The organism is Clostridium sp. 1001270J_160509_D11, from assembly GCF_015667935.1.
GTDB lineage: Bacteria > Bacillota > Clostridia > Peptostreptococcales > Peptostreptococcaceae > Intestinibacter.
Map to the genome: position 1 here is coordinate 1 of NZ_JADPET010000047.1, position 18,416 is coordinate 18,416.

Here is an 18,416-nt window from a genome sequence, read left to right on the forward strand (position 1 = left end):
TATGAAAATTGTCTAATTAAAAAAATATCTAATAAAAATTAATAAGAGGGTATTTTAATAGTTATATTTTTTATAAATCTCAATAAAAATAAGTATTAATTTCTTGATACTAGTTTGTAACTATATCTAAGCATATAAGATGATATAATTTGCTTAATAGTAATATAATGGTAAAAATAAACAAATGATTTAATTATTTAAGCATAAAATAAAAAGTAAATAAAGGAGGTACTTTATATGCCAGTTATTATAATATTAATTATAATCGTAGTCATAATGAGTATTAAATGCGTGAAGGTAATCCAACAATCAACAGTAGGGATTATAATGAGATTAGGTAAGTTCCATAAGAAGGCTGATACAGGGGTACATTTTTTAGTTCCTTTTATAGACACACTATCTTATAGAATTGACTTAAAAGAAAGGGTGGAAGACTTCCCACCACAACCAGTTATCACAAAGGATAATGTTACAATGCAAATAGACACAGTAGTATATTTCCAAGTAACAGATCCAATAAGATTTGTGTTTGAAATAGCAAATCCAAATGCAGCGATAGAAAACTTAACTGCTACAACACTTAGAAATATTATTGGGGAATTAGATTTAGACGCAACACTAACATCTAGAGATGTTATCAATACAAAAATGAGAGCAATCTTAGATGAAGCAACTGATAAATGGGGAATAAAAGTAAATAGAGTAGAACTTAAAAATATAATGCCACCACATGATATACAAGTAGCTATGGAAAAACAAATGAGAGCTGAAAGAGAAAGAAGGGAATCTATACTTCAAGCTGAGGGTGAAAAGCAATCTTCTATATTGAGAGCAGAAGGTGAAAAACAATCAGCAATACTTAGAGCCGAAGCTAAAAAAGAAGCTATGATAAGAGAGGCTGAAGGGGATAAACAATCTAGAATACTTAAAGCACAAGGGGATGCAGAATCTATTAGAGAAGTTGCAAAAGCAAAAGCTGAAGGTGAGTCTATAGTAATAGAACAAGTATTTAAGGCTATGAAAGATGCAGACATAGACGACAATATGTTAGCACTTAAATCTATGGAAGCTCTTGAAAAAGTTGCCCAAGGAAAATCAACAAAACTTGTATTGCCATCAGATGCAGTAAACTTCTTAGGAACTTTTAAAGGAATAAAAGAAGTTTTAAGTGATGCACAAGATGATAATATAAATAAAAAAGATATGATTTAGAAAATAATAAAACTCCTTTGAAGTGATTGAACAAATATCACTTTAAAGGAGTTTTTTATTTTAATTATTTATCAATATGGCTGATTATAAAAATATTATTAAAAAATTACTTAATTAAAAAAGTTACGAAAATGATTTCCTAAAAATGGAAAGTTTTTGAGCGAAAAAATTAGAAAAAAAACTTCAATTATTAACAATAATATTGTATACAATTACCATAAATTGGATTACAATATAGTAAAGAGCGACGCGTATAAACGCTTTTATAAAAAGGAGGGGTTTTCTATTAATTATTTAGACATAATAAAGGAAGAAAATATAGATAGCTTTAAAAGTGGGGAAGCTTTAGACAGTTATCTATATATGGGAAACCACAAAGTTAATTACAACGGGGAAGAAGGAATATCTTTCATGGTGTGGGCTCCTAATGCACAGGAAGTCCAATTAGTGGGGGATTTCAATGACTGGGATGGTAGTTCTCATAAACTTGAAAATTTAAATGATTCTGGTATTTGGTCTATGTTCACAACAGATTTATCACAAGGGGATATATATAAATATAATGTTGTTGGATGCGATGGAGTAAGTAGATTAAAAGCTGACCCATATGGAACATATGCAGAATTAAGACCACAAACAGCTTCAAAAGTTTTTAACTTAGATGAGTTTGATTGGTCAGATAAAAAATACTTAGAACAAAAAAAGAACAAATCAATATTTGAGCAACCGATGAATATTTATGAAGCACATCTTGGTTCTTGGAAGAGAAAATGGGATGGAGGCTTCTTTAATTATGAAGAGCTTTATGAAATGCTTGAGTACTGCAAAGATATGGGCTATACACATATAGAATTAATGCCTATAACAGAATATCCATTAGATATGAGTTGGGGATATCAGACTATCGGATATTATGCAACTACAAGCAGATATGGTAATCCAGATCAATTTAAGGGATTTGTAAATAAAGCGCATGAATTAGGAATTGGAATTATATTAGACTTTGCTTATAGCCATTTTTGTAAAGATATACATGGTCTTTATAGATTTGACGGTTCTGCACAATATGAATATGCAAGTCCATTAAAAGCAGAAAACCTAGCTTGGGGTACTGCACATTTTGATGTTGGAAAACCAGAAGTAAAAAGTTTCTTACTTTCAAATGCAATTTACTGGTTTAAAGAATATCATGTAGATGGAATTAGAGTTGATGCAGTGAGCAGTATGCTTTATCTTGATTATGATGGAGGAGACTGGGAAGCAAATCAATATGGTGGAAAAGAAAATATAGAAGCAATTGACTTTTTAAGAAAATTAAATGAAGTAATATATGCTAACATTGACAATCCAATAGTAGTAGCAGAAGAATCAACTGCTTGGCCTATGGTAACAGCACCAACATACAGTGGTGGTTTAGGCTTTTCATATAAATGGAATATGGGTTGGATGAATGATACATTACAATATATGGAGAAGGACCCTATCTATAGAAAATATCATCATGATTTAATAACATTCTCATTTATGTATGCATTTTCAGAGAATTTTATATTACCATTATCACATGATGAAGTTGTTCATGGTAAAAAGTCATTATTAGATAAGATGCCTGGTGATGATTGGCAAAGATTTGCTAATCTAAGACTTTTATATGCATACTATATGATACATCCAGGTAAGAAACTATTATTTATGGGTTCTGAATTTGCACAAGGGCTAGAGTGGAGATACTCTTATGGGCTAGAGTGGCAACTACTAGAAATTGAGCAACATTCAAAAACAAAAGATTATGTAAAAGATTTAAATTATTTATATAAAGAAGAAAAATCATTATATGAATTAGATAATACATATGAAGGGTTTGATTTTATAGACCCTAACAATGAAGACCAAAGTATCATTACTTTAATGAGATTAAGTAAAGATCCAGAAGATTTTATAATAGCTGTTTTAAACTTCACACCAAATGTATATTATGACTATAAGGTAGGGGTACCTTATGAAGGTGTATACGAAGAAATTTTAAATAGTGATGATGAAAAATATTATGGTTCAAATCAAACAATGGAAAATGCTAAATTAGTCTCAATAGATGAGAAATGGCACAATAAAGATTATCACATAACTATAAAAGTTCCTCCACTAGGTGCAACTTTTATAAAATTAAATAAAGAAGAAACTGCTAAATTAGCAAAAATAAAAGGCATTAAACCTATTGATAAAAAAGCAAAAAAAGGAACTGAAGTTAAAAAAAATAAAACTATAAAAAATATTAATTCCAAAGTAGTAGAAAAAGTAAAAAAGGTAGAAGAAAAAGTAGTAGATAAAATTGAAAAGGTAGAACCGGTAGCAAAGGTGGAAAAGAAAGTAGTAGAAAAGAATGTTGAAACTACATCAAAGCCTAAAAAGTCTACAGCTAAACAAACAAAACCTAAAAAAAATAATAAAAAGAAAAAAAATAATAAAAAGAAGAGTTAAAGTTAAGCATCCTTAAAATATATCAAAAAGGATAAATTTAGCTCAAAAATATATAAAAATATATTATAATTGTTATAAAAAGGCACTTCCACTTAGATATGCTTTTGTCAAAATATATTTTTAAAATATAAAAAAATTTATTAAAAGATAAATTTATTAATAACTTTAAAATATAAAAATATAGATAGACTATATGAAAGGGGACCATATATGAAAAAAGAAATGCTAGCTATGATTTTAGCAGGAGGACAAGGCTCTAGACTAGGAGTATTTACAAAAAGAATTGCCAAACCAGCAGTATCATTTGGGGGAAAATACAGAATAATAGATTTTGTTTTAAGCAACTGCTCTAATTCTGGAATTGATACAGTTGGAGTGTTAACTCAATACAAACCACAAATCTTAAACTCTCATATAGGAATAGGAGACCACTGGGATTTAGATAGAGTTAATGGTGGCGTAACAATACTTCAACCATATATGAATGAAAAAGAAGGGCATTGGTTTAATGGCACAGCTAATGCAATAAAGAAAAATATGAACTTCATAGATGACTATGATCCAGAATATGTTTTAATTTTATCTGGGGATCACATATACAAAATGGATTATAGCAAAATGCTAGGTTTTCATAAAGAAAAAGGCGCTAAAGCAACAATTGCTGTAATAGAAGTGCCATGGGATGAAGCAAGCAGATTTGGAATTATGAACACAAATAAAGATGGAAGTATTTATGAATTTGAAGAAAAGCCTAAAAACCCTAAAAGTAATTTAGCCTCTATGGGTATCTACATATTTGACTGGAAAACTTTAAGAGAATACTTTAAAAGAGCTGATGAAACTGGAGAGTGCTTAGATGACTTCGGTCACAATGTAATACCAACTATGTTAAAAGAAGGACAATCAATGTTTGCATATCCATTTAAAGGATATTGGAGAGACGTTGGTACTATAGAAAGTTTATGGGAAGCAAATATGGATTTAATAAACGATCCTGAAGCAGTGGATTTAAATGATCCACAATGGAGAATTTATACAAATACAAATGATGTTCCACCACAATATATAGGACCAAATGCATCAGTTAAAAAATCATTAATTGCAGATGGTTGCAGAGTTTATGGAATAGTAAAAAACACAGTATTATCACATAAAGTACAAATTGGTGAAGGCTCAGTTGTAGAAGATTCTGTTATAATGCCTAATGTTAAAATAGGTAAAAATGTAGTTATCAAAAAAGCTATGATAGCAGAAGGCGCAGTTATAGAAGACAATGCTATAATAAAAGACGAAGATGATGAAATAAGCGTAGTATCAGAATTTGAATTAGTAAAAGCATAATAAAATTTAGAAATTAAAAACATATAAAAAACATAGATAAATAGAACATAGGAAAAATATAGGGGGAACTTTTATGAAAAATGAATGCATGGGCTTAATAAATTTAGATAGCATACAAAATCCATCTGTAAATGTATTATCAGACCACAGACCAGTGGCAACTATACCAATAGCAGGAAGATATAGATTAATAGACTTTACATTATCAAATATGGTTAATTCAGGAATAACAAATGTAGGTATATATGCGAGAGAAAAATATAGATCTTTAACTGACCACTTAGGTAGCGGCAAAGATTGGGATTTAAGTAGAAAACAAGGTGGACTATATGTATTAAGTCCAGAAAACACTAAAAATAACAATAATTATGGTTATAGAAAAGGCGACATATATACAATATTAGCTAATATAGACTATATAGAAAAAAGTCCTGAAGAATATGTTATAGTTGCACCATCATATATGCTTTGTTCAATAGATTATAATGATTTATTAAAATATCATAAAAAATCAAACAACGACATAACAATAGTTTATAAGCGTGTTGATAATGCAAATAAAGACTTTAAAAATTGCAACACTTTAAATATAGATAAAGATAAAAGAGTAAAAAATGTAGGTAACAACTTAAATACTTTCCCTAGTGCAAATATATGTATGGATACTTTTATAATGAGACGTATAGACTTTATAGAGTGTATATATAGTATTGCTAGCATGGGAACTTACTCTTATATAGAAGACTACATAATAAATCAATTAGATAATATACAAGTAGGAGCTTATAAATATGAAGGCTACTTAAAGTGTATAAATTCATTAAAAAGTTATTATGAAGCAAGTAAAGAATTTTTAACAGAAGAAGTTTCTAGAGAATTATTTAGATCAAATAGAAAAATCTTTACTAAAGATAAATCACAAGCACCAACTATGTATGGAGAAGATGCTGAAGTAAGAGGGTCATTTATAGCAACTGGTTGCCAAATAGACGGTACAGTACAGGACTCTACTTTATTCAGAAAAGTAAAAATAGGAAAAGGTGCAGTTATTAGAAATTCAGTAATAATGCAAAGTTGTAAAATTGGCGATAACGTAGTATTAGAAAACGTAATATTAGATAAAAATGTAACTATAAGTTCAAATAAAGAACTAAAAGGAGATAAAGATTATCCGATGGTAATTGAGAAAAATGAAACAGTTTAATAAGGGGGTAGAAAAAATGAAGGTCCTTTATGTGACAGCAGAGTGTTGGCCCTTTGCTAAAACAGGAGGCTTAGGCGATGTTGCATATGCATTACCTAAAGCATTAAAAAGAGAAGGTGTAGATGTTAGGGTAATGATTCCAAAATACTCAACAATACCTACATACTTAAAAGACAGACTAAAAAAAGTAGGAGAATTTAGTGTTGATGTAGCATGGAGAAGTCAATACTGTGGAGTAGAGCAATTAGAATTAGATGGAGTAACATTCTACTTCATAGATAATGAATACTACTTTAAAAGAGATGGAGCAGACAGTATATATGGACATGGAGATGATGCAGAAAGATTTCTATTCTTCACAAACGCTGTCTTAAAATCTATAGATAAATTAGGTTTTTATCCTGATGTAATCAATATGAATGATTGGCATACAGGAATGCTACCATTACTATTAAAAGAAAAATACAGCTATATACCAAGATATAGAAATATTAAAACTATGTATACTATACATAATTTACAATATCAAGGTATTTTCCCAAAAGAAATACTTGGAGATGTATTAGATGTAGACCCTGGTCATTTCTATAATGGAGATATAGAATACCATGGACAAATAAACTTTATGAAAGCTGGTATAAATTTTGCTGATAAAGTTTCAACAGTAAGTCCAACTTATGCAGGCGAAATAAAAACAGAATTCTATGGAAATACTTTAGATGGATTGATAAGATCAAACCAACATAAATTAGTAGGTATTTTAAATGGAATAGATTACGATATAAATAATCCACAAACAGATCCAAATATATTTGTGAATTATGATATAAACTCGCTAGATAGAAAAGTACAAAACAAAATTGAATTACAAAAACTTTTAAAATTAGAAGTTAACCCAAATATTCCAATGGTAGGTATAGTATCTAGATTGGTTTCACAAAAAGGTTTAGATTTAATATCTTTTATGATGCCAGAGATTATAAATGAAAATTTACAATTAGTTATATTAGGAACAGGAGAAAATCAATATCAATCAATGTTCCATTATTATGATTCTCACTATCCTCATAAGGTATCAGCTAATATAACTTTTGATAGTTCATTAGCCCAACAAATATACGCAGCTAGTGATATATTCTTAATGCCTTCATTATTTGAACCATGCGGAATAGGTCAAATGATAGCTATGAGATATGGTACACTACCAATAGTTAGAGAAACTGGTGGATTAAGAGACACAGTAAACCCTTATAATCAATATACTAAAGAAGGAAACGGATTTAGTTTCTCAAATTACAATGCTCATGAAATGTTCTTCACATTACAAAAAGCATTGAGATTATACCAATACGATAGAAATACATGGAACATATTAGTTAGAAATGCTATGAATACTGATAATAGTTGGAGAAAATCAGCTAAAGACTACATCAATGTATATAAGAGCATATAATAAAATTTCTATCAATAAATAATTTAAAGTGACAGAATGCAAAAAGATATATTAGGGGAAATTATATTTAGATATAAATTCAAATAAATATAATTTTAGGCACTTGCTTAGGCAAGTGCGTTACCCTTTTATGTGAAAAAGGGGTTATTTTTGTATAGTAAGGGAGATGGCTTATGATATCAATTAGCAAAAAAAAATTTAAACATGCTTTTAAAACAAAAATGTACAGTCTATATGCCCAACCCGTAGAAGAAGCAAGTAAAGATGAGATTTTTAGAGTTTTATGTTGTGTTATTAAAGATTTTATAGCTAAAGAATGGGTTGGAACTAGAATTGACAAAGAAAAGGCTGTATTTTATTTTTCAATGGAGTTTTTAATAGGAAGACAGTTGGAATCTAATTTATTAAATTTAGATGTTGAACATGAAATAGAGCAAGGACTTAAAGAACTAGGTATTAATCTAGATGAAATAATAGAAACAGAACCAGACCCAGGTCTAGGAAATGGTGGATTGGGCAGATTAGCAGCATGCTTTTTAGACTCAATGGCATCAGTTGGAATTAGTGGCCATGGTTATGGTATAAGATATAAATATGGTTTATTTGAACAAAAATTTGTAAACGGAACACAAGTTGAGCTACCAGATAACTGGCTAAAAAATGGACAGTATCCTTGGGAAACAGTAAGACCTAATAGAGCTGTCGTAGTAAAATTTGAAGGAGATGCTTATTTAAGACAAAAAGCTGACGGCAATCTTGCTGTAGTTCATGAAAATTATATACCTATTATGGCTATGCCTTATGATATACCGATAATAGGATATCATAATGAATGCATAAATACTCTTAGATTATGGAAGAGTGAAGTTTTAAATAGGGATTTTTCTGAAGTTACTAGAAATGCAAAAAGTCAAGATGGTAGTTATGAAGATGCACTAAAATATAAATACTATGCAGAAGAAATATCACAAGTTTTATATCCAAATGATTCAAACTATGCAGGCAGATTATTGAGATTAAAACAAGAGTATTTCTTTGTAAGTGCAGGATTACAAGATATAATAAGAAAATGTAAAAAACATAAAGTTAGTTTAAGGGATTTACCAAAAAAGGTAGCTATCCATATAAATGATACTCATCCTACTTTATGTATTCCAGAATTAATGAGAATACTTCTAGATGACGAAGGATTTTCTTGGGATGAGGCATGGGATATAACTACTAGAGTTATGTCATATACAAATCATACAATTTTGGCAGAGGCTTTAGAAAAATGGCCAGTTGAAATGATCAAAAAACTATTACCACGAATTTATATGATAATAGAAGAAATAGACAGAAGATATGTTGATTATTTACAAAGTAAATATAACAATGACTGGGGTAAAATCAATTATATGAGAATTATCTATAATGGTGAAGTCAGAATGGCACATCTATGTATCAGAGGAAGTCACAGTGTAAATGGTGTAGCTAAACTTCATACTGAAATTCTAAAAAAAGAAGCATTAAAAGATTTTTACTACGACGAACCATACAAATTCAACAATAAAACAAATGGTATAGCTCATAGAAGATGGTTGATGAGTTGTAATCCAGAGCTTTCTGATTTTATTACTGAGTTAATTGGTGATGAGTGGAAGAGAGATACTACAAAACTAAAAGATTTAGAAAAATACTTAGATGATAAAAAGGTTTTAAATAGAATTGGCCAAATAAAACACAATAATAAGGTAAAATTGGCTGATTATATATATAAAAAACAAGGTATACAAGTCGATCCTGATTCAATATTTGATGTACAAATAAAAAGACTACATGCATATAAGAGACAATTATTAAATGTACTTCATATTCTTTATCTATATCATGAATTATTAGATAATCCACAGATGGAATTAGTACCGCGTACATTTATATTTGGAGCAAAAGCAGCACCAGGATATTATTTAGCAAAATGTATAATAAAACTTATAAACAGTGTTGCAGATTTAATAAACAACGATTCAAGAGTAAACAACAAAATAAAAGTAGTATTTGTTGAAAATTATGGTGTATCTATAGCAGAAAAAATAATACCAGCAGCTGATGTAAGTGAACAAATATCTACCACTACTAAAGAAGCATCAGGAACAGGTAATATGAAGCTTATGATGAATGGCGCTATAACTTTAGCAACTATGGATGGTGCAAATGTAGAAATTTCTGAACAAGTCGGAAAAGAAAATATGTTTATATTTGGACTAAATGCAGAACAAGTTTTAGAATACAATAAATTCGGTGGATATTCTTCAAAAGATTTATACCACAGTGATAGAAAAATCAAAAGAGTAGTAGACGATTTAGTTAATGGATTTATACCTGGTTTAGGAAAAGATGGAATTGCAATATACGATTCTTTAATAACTTATAATGACGAATACTTTGTATTGAGAGATTTTTACTCTTATATTGAAGCGCAAAAGAGTTTACAAGAACTTTATATAAATAAAGACCTTTGGAATAAAATATCATTGAAAAATACAGCGTGTTCAGGATTTTTCTCTAGTGATAGAACTATAGAAGAATATATACATGATATTTGGTTTAAAGAGGTGTAAGATAATATGGCGGATGTTATGAGATACAATTCATGGGATAGAAACTTTAAGGCTCCATTTGGAGCTTTAAAGATTTCCCAAAATGCAACAATTAAAGTGAAAGTTAACAAGAACTTTAATGTGTATAGTATAAAATTAATAATAGAAAAAGAAGATGAAAACCTAAAACCTGTAATTGTAAGAGAGTTAGATTTAAAACAGGTATCAGAATATAATGATATTAGAGAGTATTCAGTTGAAATTGCTCCACTACAAACTCCAGCAGTATATTATTATTTCTTTGTAGTTGAATTAAATATATATGGTGAAGATAGAACGCTATTTTATGGAAAAACACATAATAATGGAATGGCTTGTGAATATACTTATGAAAATCTAAATAAATATCAATTAACAGTATATGAAGATTATAAAGTTCCTTCATGGTTTAAAGAGGGGATTTTATACCATGTATTTGTAGATAGATTTAATAATGGAAATAGAAATGGAAAAGTTGACAATCCAAAGAAAAATTCATTTTTATATGGAAATTGGGACGATGAACCAATGTATATAAAAGATAAAAATGGAGAGGTAGCGAGATGGGATTTCCATGGAGGAAATCTTAAAGGTATAATCAACAAACTTGGATATCTAAAGAGATTAGGGGTCAGCATTATATATCTAAGTCCTATATTTGAATCTTCAAGTAATCACAAATACGATACTGGAAACTATAAAAAGATAGACCCTATGTTTGGAGATGAAGAAATATTTAAAGAGTTAATAGATAAAGCAGCAGAAAAGGGAATATCTATTGTATTAGATGGTGTATTTAGTCATGTTGGAGCAGATAGTTTATACTTCAATAAATTTAATAACTATGATAGCATAGGTGCTTATCAATCTGAAAACTCACCATATAGATCTTGGTTTAAGTTTAAACCAGGCTCAAATAAATACAAATGTTGGTGGGGAGTGGAATCACTACCTGATACAAATGAGTTAGAGCCTTCATTTATGGATTATATTATCTATGATAAAGACAGTGTAATAAATAAATGGATGGATATGGGAGTTAAAGGTTGGAGGTTAGATGTAGCTGATGAACTTCCAAGTAAATTTATAGAAGAATTAAAAAAAGAAACTACAAAAAATGATTCTGAGTCAATATTAATAGGTGAAGTATGGGAAGATGCTTCTAATAAGATAAGTTATGGAGAGAGGAGAAGTTATTTCCTTGGAAGTCAATTAGATAGTGTTTTGGGATATCCATTTAGAGACAATATAGTTGATTTTTTAACTGGAAAAATACCATCTTGGAAATTAAATGATTTATTTATAACACTAAAAGAAAATTATCCAAAAGAAGCTTTTAAATCAAATTTAAATTTATTGAGTAGCCATGATATTGAAAGAGTTAAAACAGCATTAAAATCTGACAAAGATTTATTGAAATTGGCTATCCTAGCTCAAATGAGTTTTGAAGGAGTACCATATATTTATTATGGTGACGAAGCAGGTCTTGAAGGTGGAAAAGATCCAGAAAATAGAAAAACATATCCTTGGAAAAATGAAGATATGGAGATAATGGATTTTTATAGACATTGTGGTCAATTTAGAAATAGAAATAAAGTATTTACATTAGGTGATACTGAATTTATTTATTTAGGAAATGATGAAGTATTTGCATATATAAGATACAATGATGATGATAGAGAATTAATTATCTTAAATAGAAGTGATAAGAAACAAACTATCAATATAAATCTAAAAACAAATTGTATAGAAGAAGAAAGTATAATATATTCATTAATCAATAATGCTGAAAAAACTGTATCAGTAGATGGAAGATTTACTATCAATATAGATTCAAAATCATATAGAATATTTAAAATATATAATTAAAATTTAATAATATTTTGTATAAAAATAGAAAATCTATGGAATACATATTCCATAGATTTTTTTAATATGAAGTTTTAATTAAAACGGAATTTGCTCTTCTGATATTTCTTCATTTTGTGACTCTTTATTTATTACTTCATTAAATAAAGTTTTATTATCAAAAAGTTTATGAGTATCATTTTCGGGATGTTTATGACCTAAAAAATGAAAATTAGTTGCATATATTCTTGATTTTGTTTTACTTTCACCATCTTTATCTAAATATTTGTCTATTCTTAGTGAACCTTCTACAGCGATTAAAGAGCCTTTAGATGCATATTGACATAGTACTTCTGCCTTTCTTCCCCAAATATCTATATATATGAAATCTGTTGGAATTACGCCATCTTTATTTCTATAATTTCTAGATACTGCTAGACAAAATGTGCATAAAGCTCTGTCATTATTTATATATTTTAATTCTGGATCATAAACAAGCCTGCCAACTAAATTGACAATATTCATAAAAGCACCACCTTTTTACTACTTTTAATAAGGATTATTGACAAAAATGGATTATTTATACAAATATAAAGTATAAAAAAGGATTTTTTACTAAAAAAATATAATATATTAATATAATGATTTAATATATTTGAAAAAATTATACTTAAACTCGAACGTTAAAAAAAGGGGTATGATTATGAGTAGAAAAATTTATGAACAAATCCTAAGAAATAGTGGAGAGGGATTCCTAAAAGTTAATGCTCAGAAAGATGAAAATGGGAATTATATTGATTTTGATATTGTAGACTACAATAAATCATTTGTAGATATTTTGAAAAAGATGTTAAAAAAAAATAATTTAGATATAGATATTTTAAAAGACATCATTAAAGATAAATTTAAAGCAAATAGACAGGGGATAGAGATATACGAATTATTAGAAAGAATTGAAAAAAATAAATTAGAGAGTATAAATTTTGGAGAAAAATCATATGGAATAAATTTAAAGGTTGATGGTTATTATCTAGAGGAATTTTTTATATTTATGTGTAAATCTAATTTTGAGCAAGAAATTTTTAGATTTACAGAGATATTAGATAAATCTAATGATATTTATTTTTGGGTAAAAGATATAAAAGGAAACTATGTAACTGTAAATCAAACTTGGCTAGATGAGGTTGGTTTTACAGATAAAATGAGTGTAGAAGGGCTTAATAGCTATGATATTTGGCCTAAAAAACAATGTGATACATTCAGAGCTAATGAGGAAGAAGTTATAAGGGAAAATATAATAAAAATTTTTGAAGAGACATTCTCACTACATGGTGGAGACCAAAATGTAGATACTACTATATGGCCTTTATTAGATAACGAAAATAAACCAATAGGAACAATGGGAATTGCTATTAATGGTAAAAGTAGAGCGAGATTTTATGAAAATTTAAAAAATAATGAGAAAACTTTTAAAGAAATAACAAAATACTGTGAATCTGTATTTTTTATAAGAGACGAAAAAAACATAATATATATGAGTCCATCTTATGAAAATGTATTTGAAGAATCATGTGATTATTATGCACATGATGTATATAAATTTAATGATTTTTTTAAAAATGAAAAGCAGCCATATGGAATATTAGATAATTATAAATTTAATGAATTAAATGAAGGTAGATCGAAAGCTAAATTAAAAAATGGAAAAGAAAAATGGATACAATATAAATTTTTACCTATACATGATGAATGTGGAGAAGTTATAAAAAGAATAGGAATATTAACTGATGTAACAAAAGATGTAAATATAGAAGAAGAAAAAGAAAAAATACGATTAGATTTTTTTACAAATATATCTCATGAACTTAGAACCCCTGTAAACATAATTTTAAGCTCTATACAAGTATTAAAATTAAAATTAGACACTTTAGATAAGAATAATTATAATTACTTTTCAAAATATATAAATATAATGCAGCAAAATACATTTAGATTAATCAAATTAATAAATAATTTAATCGATTCTACAAAAATTGATTCAGAAAGTATAGATATACATCCGATAAATGCGGATATAATAAGCTTTATAGAAGATACATGTTCTTCTGTACTTCATTTTATTAAATCAAAGCACATGAACTTAGTATTTGATACAGATGTAGAAGAAGAGATTATTAGCTTTGACCCTGATTTGATAGAACGAGTATTGCTAAATCTACTATCAAACGCAGTTAAATTTAATAAAGAAAATGGGACAATATTTATAAATGTAAGATTAGAGGAAAAAGATGTTGTTGTAGAAGTTAAGGATGAAGGTATTGGAATACCTAAAGATAAAATACCAACTATTTTTGAAAGATTTGAACAAGTTAGAACAAAAATGAAAAGTGAGCGTGAAGGAAGTGGAATCGGACTTTATATAGTAAAATCACTAATTCAGATGCATGATGGAAGTGTAAAGATAGAAAGTGAAGAAGGTAAAGGATGTTCGACAATATTTACTTTACCAAGAAGAATAAATAAAAATAATAAAAAACATTATTTAAAATGTGAAGAAAATAAAATAAATATGATGGATGTGGAATTTTCTGATATATATATGTAAAACTAATGAATATAAAATTAAACCTAAAAGTAAAATAAATAAAAAATCATGAATTGACAACAAATGGTAAAAATACTATCATTTACTTAGCAACAAATGTTAAAAACAATTAAGGAGGAATTAGAAATGTCAAACTGTGGATCATGTCCATCTAAAGGGGAATGTGGAAAAGACCAACAAAGTTGTGGTATTCAAAACAACCCTCTAAATAATATAAAAAAAATCATAGGTGTTATGAGTGGTAAAGGTGGAGTAGGAAAATCTACTGTATCTGCACTTATAGCAAGAAACTTAGCAAAACAAGGATATAAAGTAGGGGTGTTAGACGCAGATATAACAGGTCCAAGTATACCAAGACTTTTAGGTGTTAAGGATGCAAAGGCAATGGGAGCTCCTAATAACTGTATATATCCAGTTCAAAGCTCTGATGGAATTAAAGTAATGTCACTTAATTTATTATTAGAAGATGAAAATCAACCAGTAATTTGGAGAGGAGCAATGATATCTAATACTGTAAAACAATTCTATACAGATGTAATCTGGGGAGAATTAGACTACTTATTAATAGATATGCCTCCAGGAACAGGTGATGTTTCACTGACAGTTATGCAATCAATTCCAATTAACGGAATAGTTATGGTTTCAGTACCACAAGATATGGTATCAATGATAGTTGCTAAAGCTGTAAATATGGTCAGAAAATTAAACATAGAAATAATAGGTTTAGTTGAAAATATGAGTTATATAGTCTGCCCAGACTGTGGAAATAAAATACAAATATTTAAAGGAAATGATACTGAAAAATTATTGGATGATTTACAATTAAACTTACTTGGAACATTACCTATGAATGCAGGACTTGGAAATGTGTCTGTTGGAGTTTATAAAGATGGCGACGAAGAGGTTGAAGGATTATTCAATCCTATAGTTATAAACTTATTAAATTCATTAAAAGATATAGAAGTAAAAAAAGCTTAGATATAGACAAAATAAACACTCAAAATAGCGTTACTAATTTAAAATTCTAATAGTAGCGCTATTTTATTGCATATATTATAAATTAAGTTATAGTTGTATTTTTAAAGGAATATAATTATCTTTAAACTATAAAATGTAATAAGTAATATTTTATAATTTAATCTCGATAGTATAGGAGGGATTAATAATGATAAAATCTACAAGATTTAGAATGGTTAAACTTTTATATAATATGGTTAGATTTTATCCAGAGGGGAATTATTTTGCTCCTTTTGGTAAAAAAAGTAGCGAGATTGAAGAAATTGAAGTAAGGGTAGATGAAATAGAGGCAATACGTCTAAAAGATGTCGAAGGACTAACAATAGAGGAATGTGCCAGCAAAATGGCAATTTCATGCGAAACTTTCCAAAATATAATTCAATGTGCACGAAAAAAAATAGCAATAGCATTGACACAGCAAAAGATAATTTCAATTTCTGAAGAAAATTATACAACAAAGTTTTGTCAGTTTAGATGTGCTAAATGTGGATATACTTATACTATAAAATATGAACATGATAAGATAGTATGCCCTAAGTGCTATTCTACAGAAGTTATGGGAAGTGAAAAACAAAGTATTTATAAAAAATGGCATAATAAAAAATAATAGAGTTAATATATATAACGAGATAGGTTTCTTAGCATAGTATATAGGCGATATTGACTTAAGTATTAAAATTTGATATTATTAGGAAGAATATAGAAAGCTCTGGTTTAAATCAGAGCTTTTTGTTTAGGAGATGAATAAATTGATGTTAGATGTACTTATATTTGTAGTAGATTTAATTTTATTTTTATATTTCACAAGAGTTGCTCTACATACTACAGACATGACAACAAGGCTTATTTGTTGCGTTGCAATGACTTATGAAATATATCTAATGAGAAGATTTTTCAAAAATTTAAGGATGAAATTTAGACAAGAAAAGGATCTGAAATAAAACTAATTTATTCAGATCCCTTTTTAAAAAATATGATTATATTATTTTAAACCTCTTTCTTTAGCTAATCTTATGTAAGCTCTATAAACAAAGTCATTAATAATCCCCTTTTTTTCTCTATCAGATATTAATTTTAGTAAATCTGCATCAGAATATCCAACTTCTTTTATTTGTTTATAAAGAACTTCTTCGTGAATACCTCTTTCCATTGAACAGCCTGCAGCCATATATATCACCCCTTAAAATTCATACTATACCTAAATTATATAGAAGTTTTTGATATAAATAAACATAAATTGGAAATATTTAATTTCAAGAATTTTCATAAAATATTATATCTTTATTATTGACATTCCTATAACTGGAATTTATTATTATATAAGTAAGGTATCAACATATAATGTAATTATTTTAAAATTAGGGGTGATTTATATGAGTATGGTGGCAGAACATGCTAAATGGCCAAAAGAAAATGATATAATATTTAGCTTATCAGAAAGGGCGCAAGCAGCTGAGGCGCAATATGGAAAAGATAAGGTTATTAATGCAACAATAGGAGCTTTAATGGACGACAATGGTAAATTAATAGCTATGAAAACAGTGTATGACCAGCTTAAAAGTTTACCTAATGAAGAAATTTCAGCATATGCTTCTATAGGAGGTCAACCAGAATACCAAGAGGCAGTAAAAAAAGTTTGCTTTAAAGGAAATGAGCCAGAAGGATATGTTAAAGTAGTAGCTTCACCAGGTGGTAGTGGTGCCATAAAATTAGCTATGTATAATTATACTGATGAAGGGGAAGATGTATTAGTTTCAGATTGGTATTGGTCTCCATATGGAATAATAGGAGAAGAAACAAAAAGAGGAATACAAAATTACTCTTTATTTGATGAAAAAGGAAACTTCAATATATCATCATTTAGCGAAAAATTTACTGAAATTCTAAATAAACAAGGTAGAATATTTACAATAATAAATTCACCAGGTAATAATCCAACAGGATATAGTTTAACTGATGAAGAATGGGATAAAGTATTAGATTTGACAAAAGAAGCAGCGAAAGATACTACAAAGAAGATAGTATTTCTTGTGGATGTTGCTTATATTGATTTTGTTAGAGATGACGATGCAAGTAGAAAATTCTTTAAGAAATTTGGAAATTTACCAAGTAATATACTTACAATAGTTGCATTTAGTATGTCAAAAGGATTTACGGCATATGGTATGAGAATGGGTGCTGCAATAGGTATATCTTCAGATAAAGATGTAGCAGAAGAGTTTTACTATTCATTAATGCATTCATGCAGAGCAACTTGGTCAAACTGTAATAGAGGAGCTATGGCTGTATTATCACAAATAGTTGCAGATAGTAAAAAATATGAAGAATATGAAACTGAAAAGAATTCATATAAAGATATGCTTTTAGTAAGAGCTAATTCTTTTGTTGAAGGAGCTAAAGAATGTGGACTTGATATTTTACCTTATAGAGATGGATTCTTTATAAGTATACCATGTGACGACCCTATGAAGGCGTGTGAAGAATTAGCAAAAGAAAATCTTTACTTAGTTCCTTTAAAAATGGGATTGAGATTTGCTGTTTGCGCAGTTGAAAAATCTAAATGTAGAAAAGCTCCGGCTATAATAAAAGAAGTACTAGATAAGATATAGTAATTAAAATAAAAAAGAAAAGTAATATATA

14 protein-coding genes are annotated in these 18,416 nt (G+C 28.2%); 12 read left to right on the forward strand and 2 right to left on the reverse strand.

The genetic code is table 11. The features are described from left to right. Window positions 1–237: 237 nt before the first annotated feature. The 7 genes from I4U58_RS06285 to I4U58_RS06315 all read left to right on the forward strand — a co-directional run bounded on the left by I4U58_RS06285 (window position 238) and on the right by I4U58_RS06315 (window position 12,175). The gene (locus I4U58_RS06285; RefSeq protein ID WP_195930179.1) at window positions 238–1,212 is read left to right on the forward strand and encodes an SPFH domain-containing protein; all 975 of its coding nucleotides are present in this window, start codon (window positions 238–240) and stop codon (window positions 1,210–1,212) included. 156 nt (window positions 1,213–1,368) lie between these two features. Beyond that, complete coding sequence (gene glgB / locus I4U58_RS06290; RefSeq protein ID WP_243269573.1) at window positions 1,369–3,690, forward strand: 1,4-alpha-glucan branching protein GlgB; 2,322 nt, start codon at window positions 1,369–1,371, stop codon at window positions 3,688–3,690. A gap of 210 nt (window positions 3,691–3,900) precedes the next feature. Continuing rightward, window positions 3,901–5,031 (forward strand): glucose-1-phosphate adenylyltransferase, encoded by a 1,131-nt coding sequence (locus I4U58_RS06295; RefSeq protein WP_195930180.1) that lies wholly within the window; start codon window positions 3,901–3,903, stop codon window positions 5,029–5,031. 73 nt (window positions 5,032–5,104) lie between these two features. Continuing rightward, window positions 5,105–6,235 (forward strand): glucose-1-phosphate adenylyltransferase subunit GlgD, encoded by a 1,131-nt coding sequence (glgD, locus tag I4U58_RS06300; protein ID WP_195930181.1) that lies wholly within the window; start codon window positions 5,105–5,107, stop codon window positions 6,233–6,235. A gap of 16 nt (window positions 6,236–6,251) precedes the next feature. Beyond that, window positions 6,252–7,688: a glycogen synthase GlgA gene (glgA, locus tag I4U58_RS06305; protein ID WP_195930182.1), complete on the forward strand. Its 1,437-nt coding sequence runs from the start codon at window positions 6,252–6,254 to the stop codon at window positions 7,686–7,688. 173 nt (window positions 7,689–7,861) lie between these two features. After that, window positions 7,862–10,288 (forward strand): glycogen/starch/alpha-glucan phosphorylase, encoded by a 2,427-nt coding sequence (locus I4U58_RS06310; RefSeq protein ID WP_195930183.1) that lies wholly within the window; start codon window positions 7,862–7,864, stop codon window positions 10,286–10,288. A 6-nt stretch (window positions 10,289–10,294) separates the two neighbouring features. Then, window positions 10,295–12,175 carry a glycoside hydrolase family 13 protein gene (locus tag I4U58_RS06315; protein WP_195930184.1) on the forward strand — a complete coding sequence of 627 codons (1,881 nt, stop codon included), beginning with the start codon at window positions 10,295–10,297 and terminating at the stop codon, window positions 12,173–12,175. A gap of 78 nt (window positions 12,176–12,253) precedes the next feature. On the opposite strand, the gene ssb is transcribed toward I4U58_RS06315, so the two are convergent. Beyond that, the gene (gene ssb, locus I4U58_RS06320) at window positions 12,254–12,679 is read right to left on the reverse strand and encodes a single-stranded DNA-binding protein (RefSeq protein ID WP_195930185.1); all 426 of its coding nucleotides are present in this window, start codon (window positions 12,677–12,679) and stop codon (window positions 12,254–12,256) included. Window positions 12,680–12,857: 178 nt separating this feature from the next. Here ssb and I4U58_RS06325 point away from each other — a divergent pair, with 178 nt between their 5' ends. The 4 genes from I4U58_RS06325 to I4U58_RS06340 all read left to right on the forward strand — a co-directional run bounded on the left by I4U58_RS06325 (window position 12,858) and on the right by I4U58_RS06340 (window position 16,717). Beyond that, complete coding sequence (locus I4U58_RS06325; protein WP_195930186.1) at window positions 12,858–14,759, forward strand: PAS domain-containing sensor histidine kinase; 1,902 nt, start codon at window positions 12,858–12,860, stop codon at window positions 14,757–14,759. Window positions 14,760–14,885: 126 nt separating this feature from the next. Continuing rightward, the gene (locus I4U58_RS06330) at window positions 14,886–15,737 is read left to right on the forward strand and encodes an Mrp/NBP35 family ATP-binding protein (protein WP_195930187.1); all 852 of its coding nucleotides are present in this window, start codon (window positions 14,886–14,888) and stop codon (window positions 15,735–15,737) included. A 187-nt stretch (window positions 15,738–15,924) separates the two neighbouring features. Next, window positions 15,925–16,383: a DUF134 domain-containing protein gene (locus tag I4U58_RS06335; RefSeq protein WP_195930188.1), complete on the forward strand. Its 459-nt coding sequence runs from the start codon at window positions 15,925–15,927 to the stop codon at window positions 16,381–16,383. A 145-nt stretch (window positions 16,384–16,528) separates the two neighbouring features. Next, window positions 16,529–16,717 carry a hypothetical protein gene (locus tag I4U58_RS06340; RefSeq protein ID WP_243269574.1) on the forward strand — a complete coding sequence of 63 codons (189 nt, stop codon included), beginning with the start codon at window positions 16,529–16,531 and terminating at the stop codon, window positions 16,715–16,717. Between the two features lie 41 nt (window positions 16,718–16,758). Here the strand turns inward: I4U58_RS06340 and I4U58_RS06345 are convergent, their stop codons facing one another. Beyond that, on the reverse strand, window positions 16,759–16,944 hold the full coding sequence (locus I4U58_RS06345) for a hypothetical protein (protein WP_195930190.1): 186 nt from the start codon (window positions 16,942–16,944) through the stop codon (window positions 16,759–16,761). Between the two features lie 205 nt (window positions 16,945–17,149). Here I4U58_RS06345 and I4U58_RS06350 point away from each other — a divergent pair, with 205 nt between their 5' ends. Next, window positions 17,150–18,385 carry an aminotransferase class I/II-fold pyridoxal phosphate-dependent enzyme gene (locus tag I4U58_RS06350; RefSeq protein ID WP_207743836.1) on the forward strand — a complete coding sequence of 412 codons (1,236 nt, stop codon included), beginning with the start codon at window positions 17,150–17,152 and terminating at the stop codon, window positions 18,383–18,385. Window positions 18,386–18,416 lie beyond the last annotated feature (31 nt).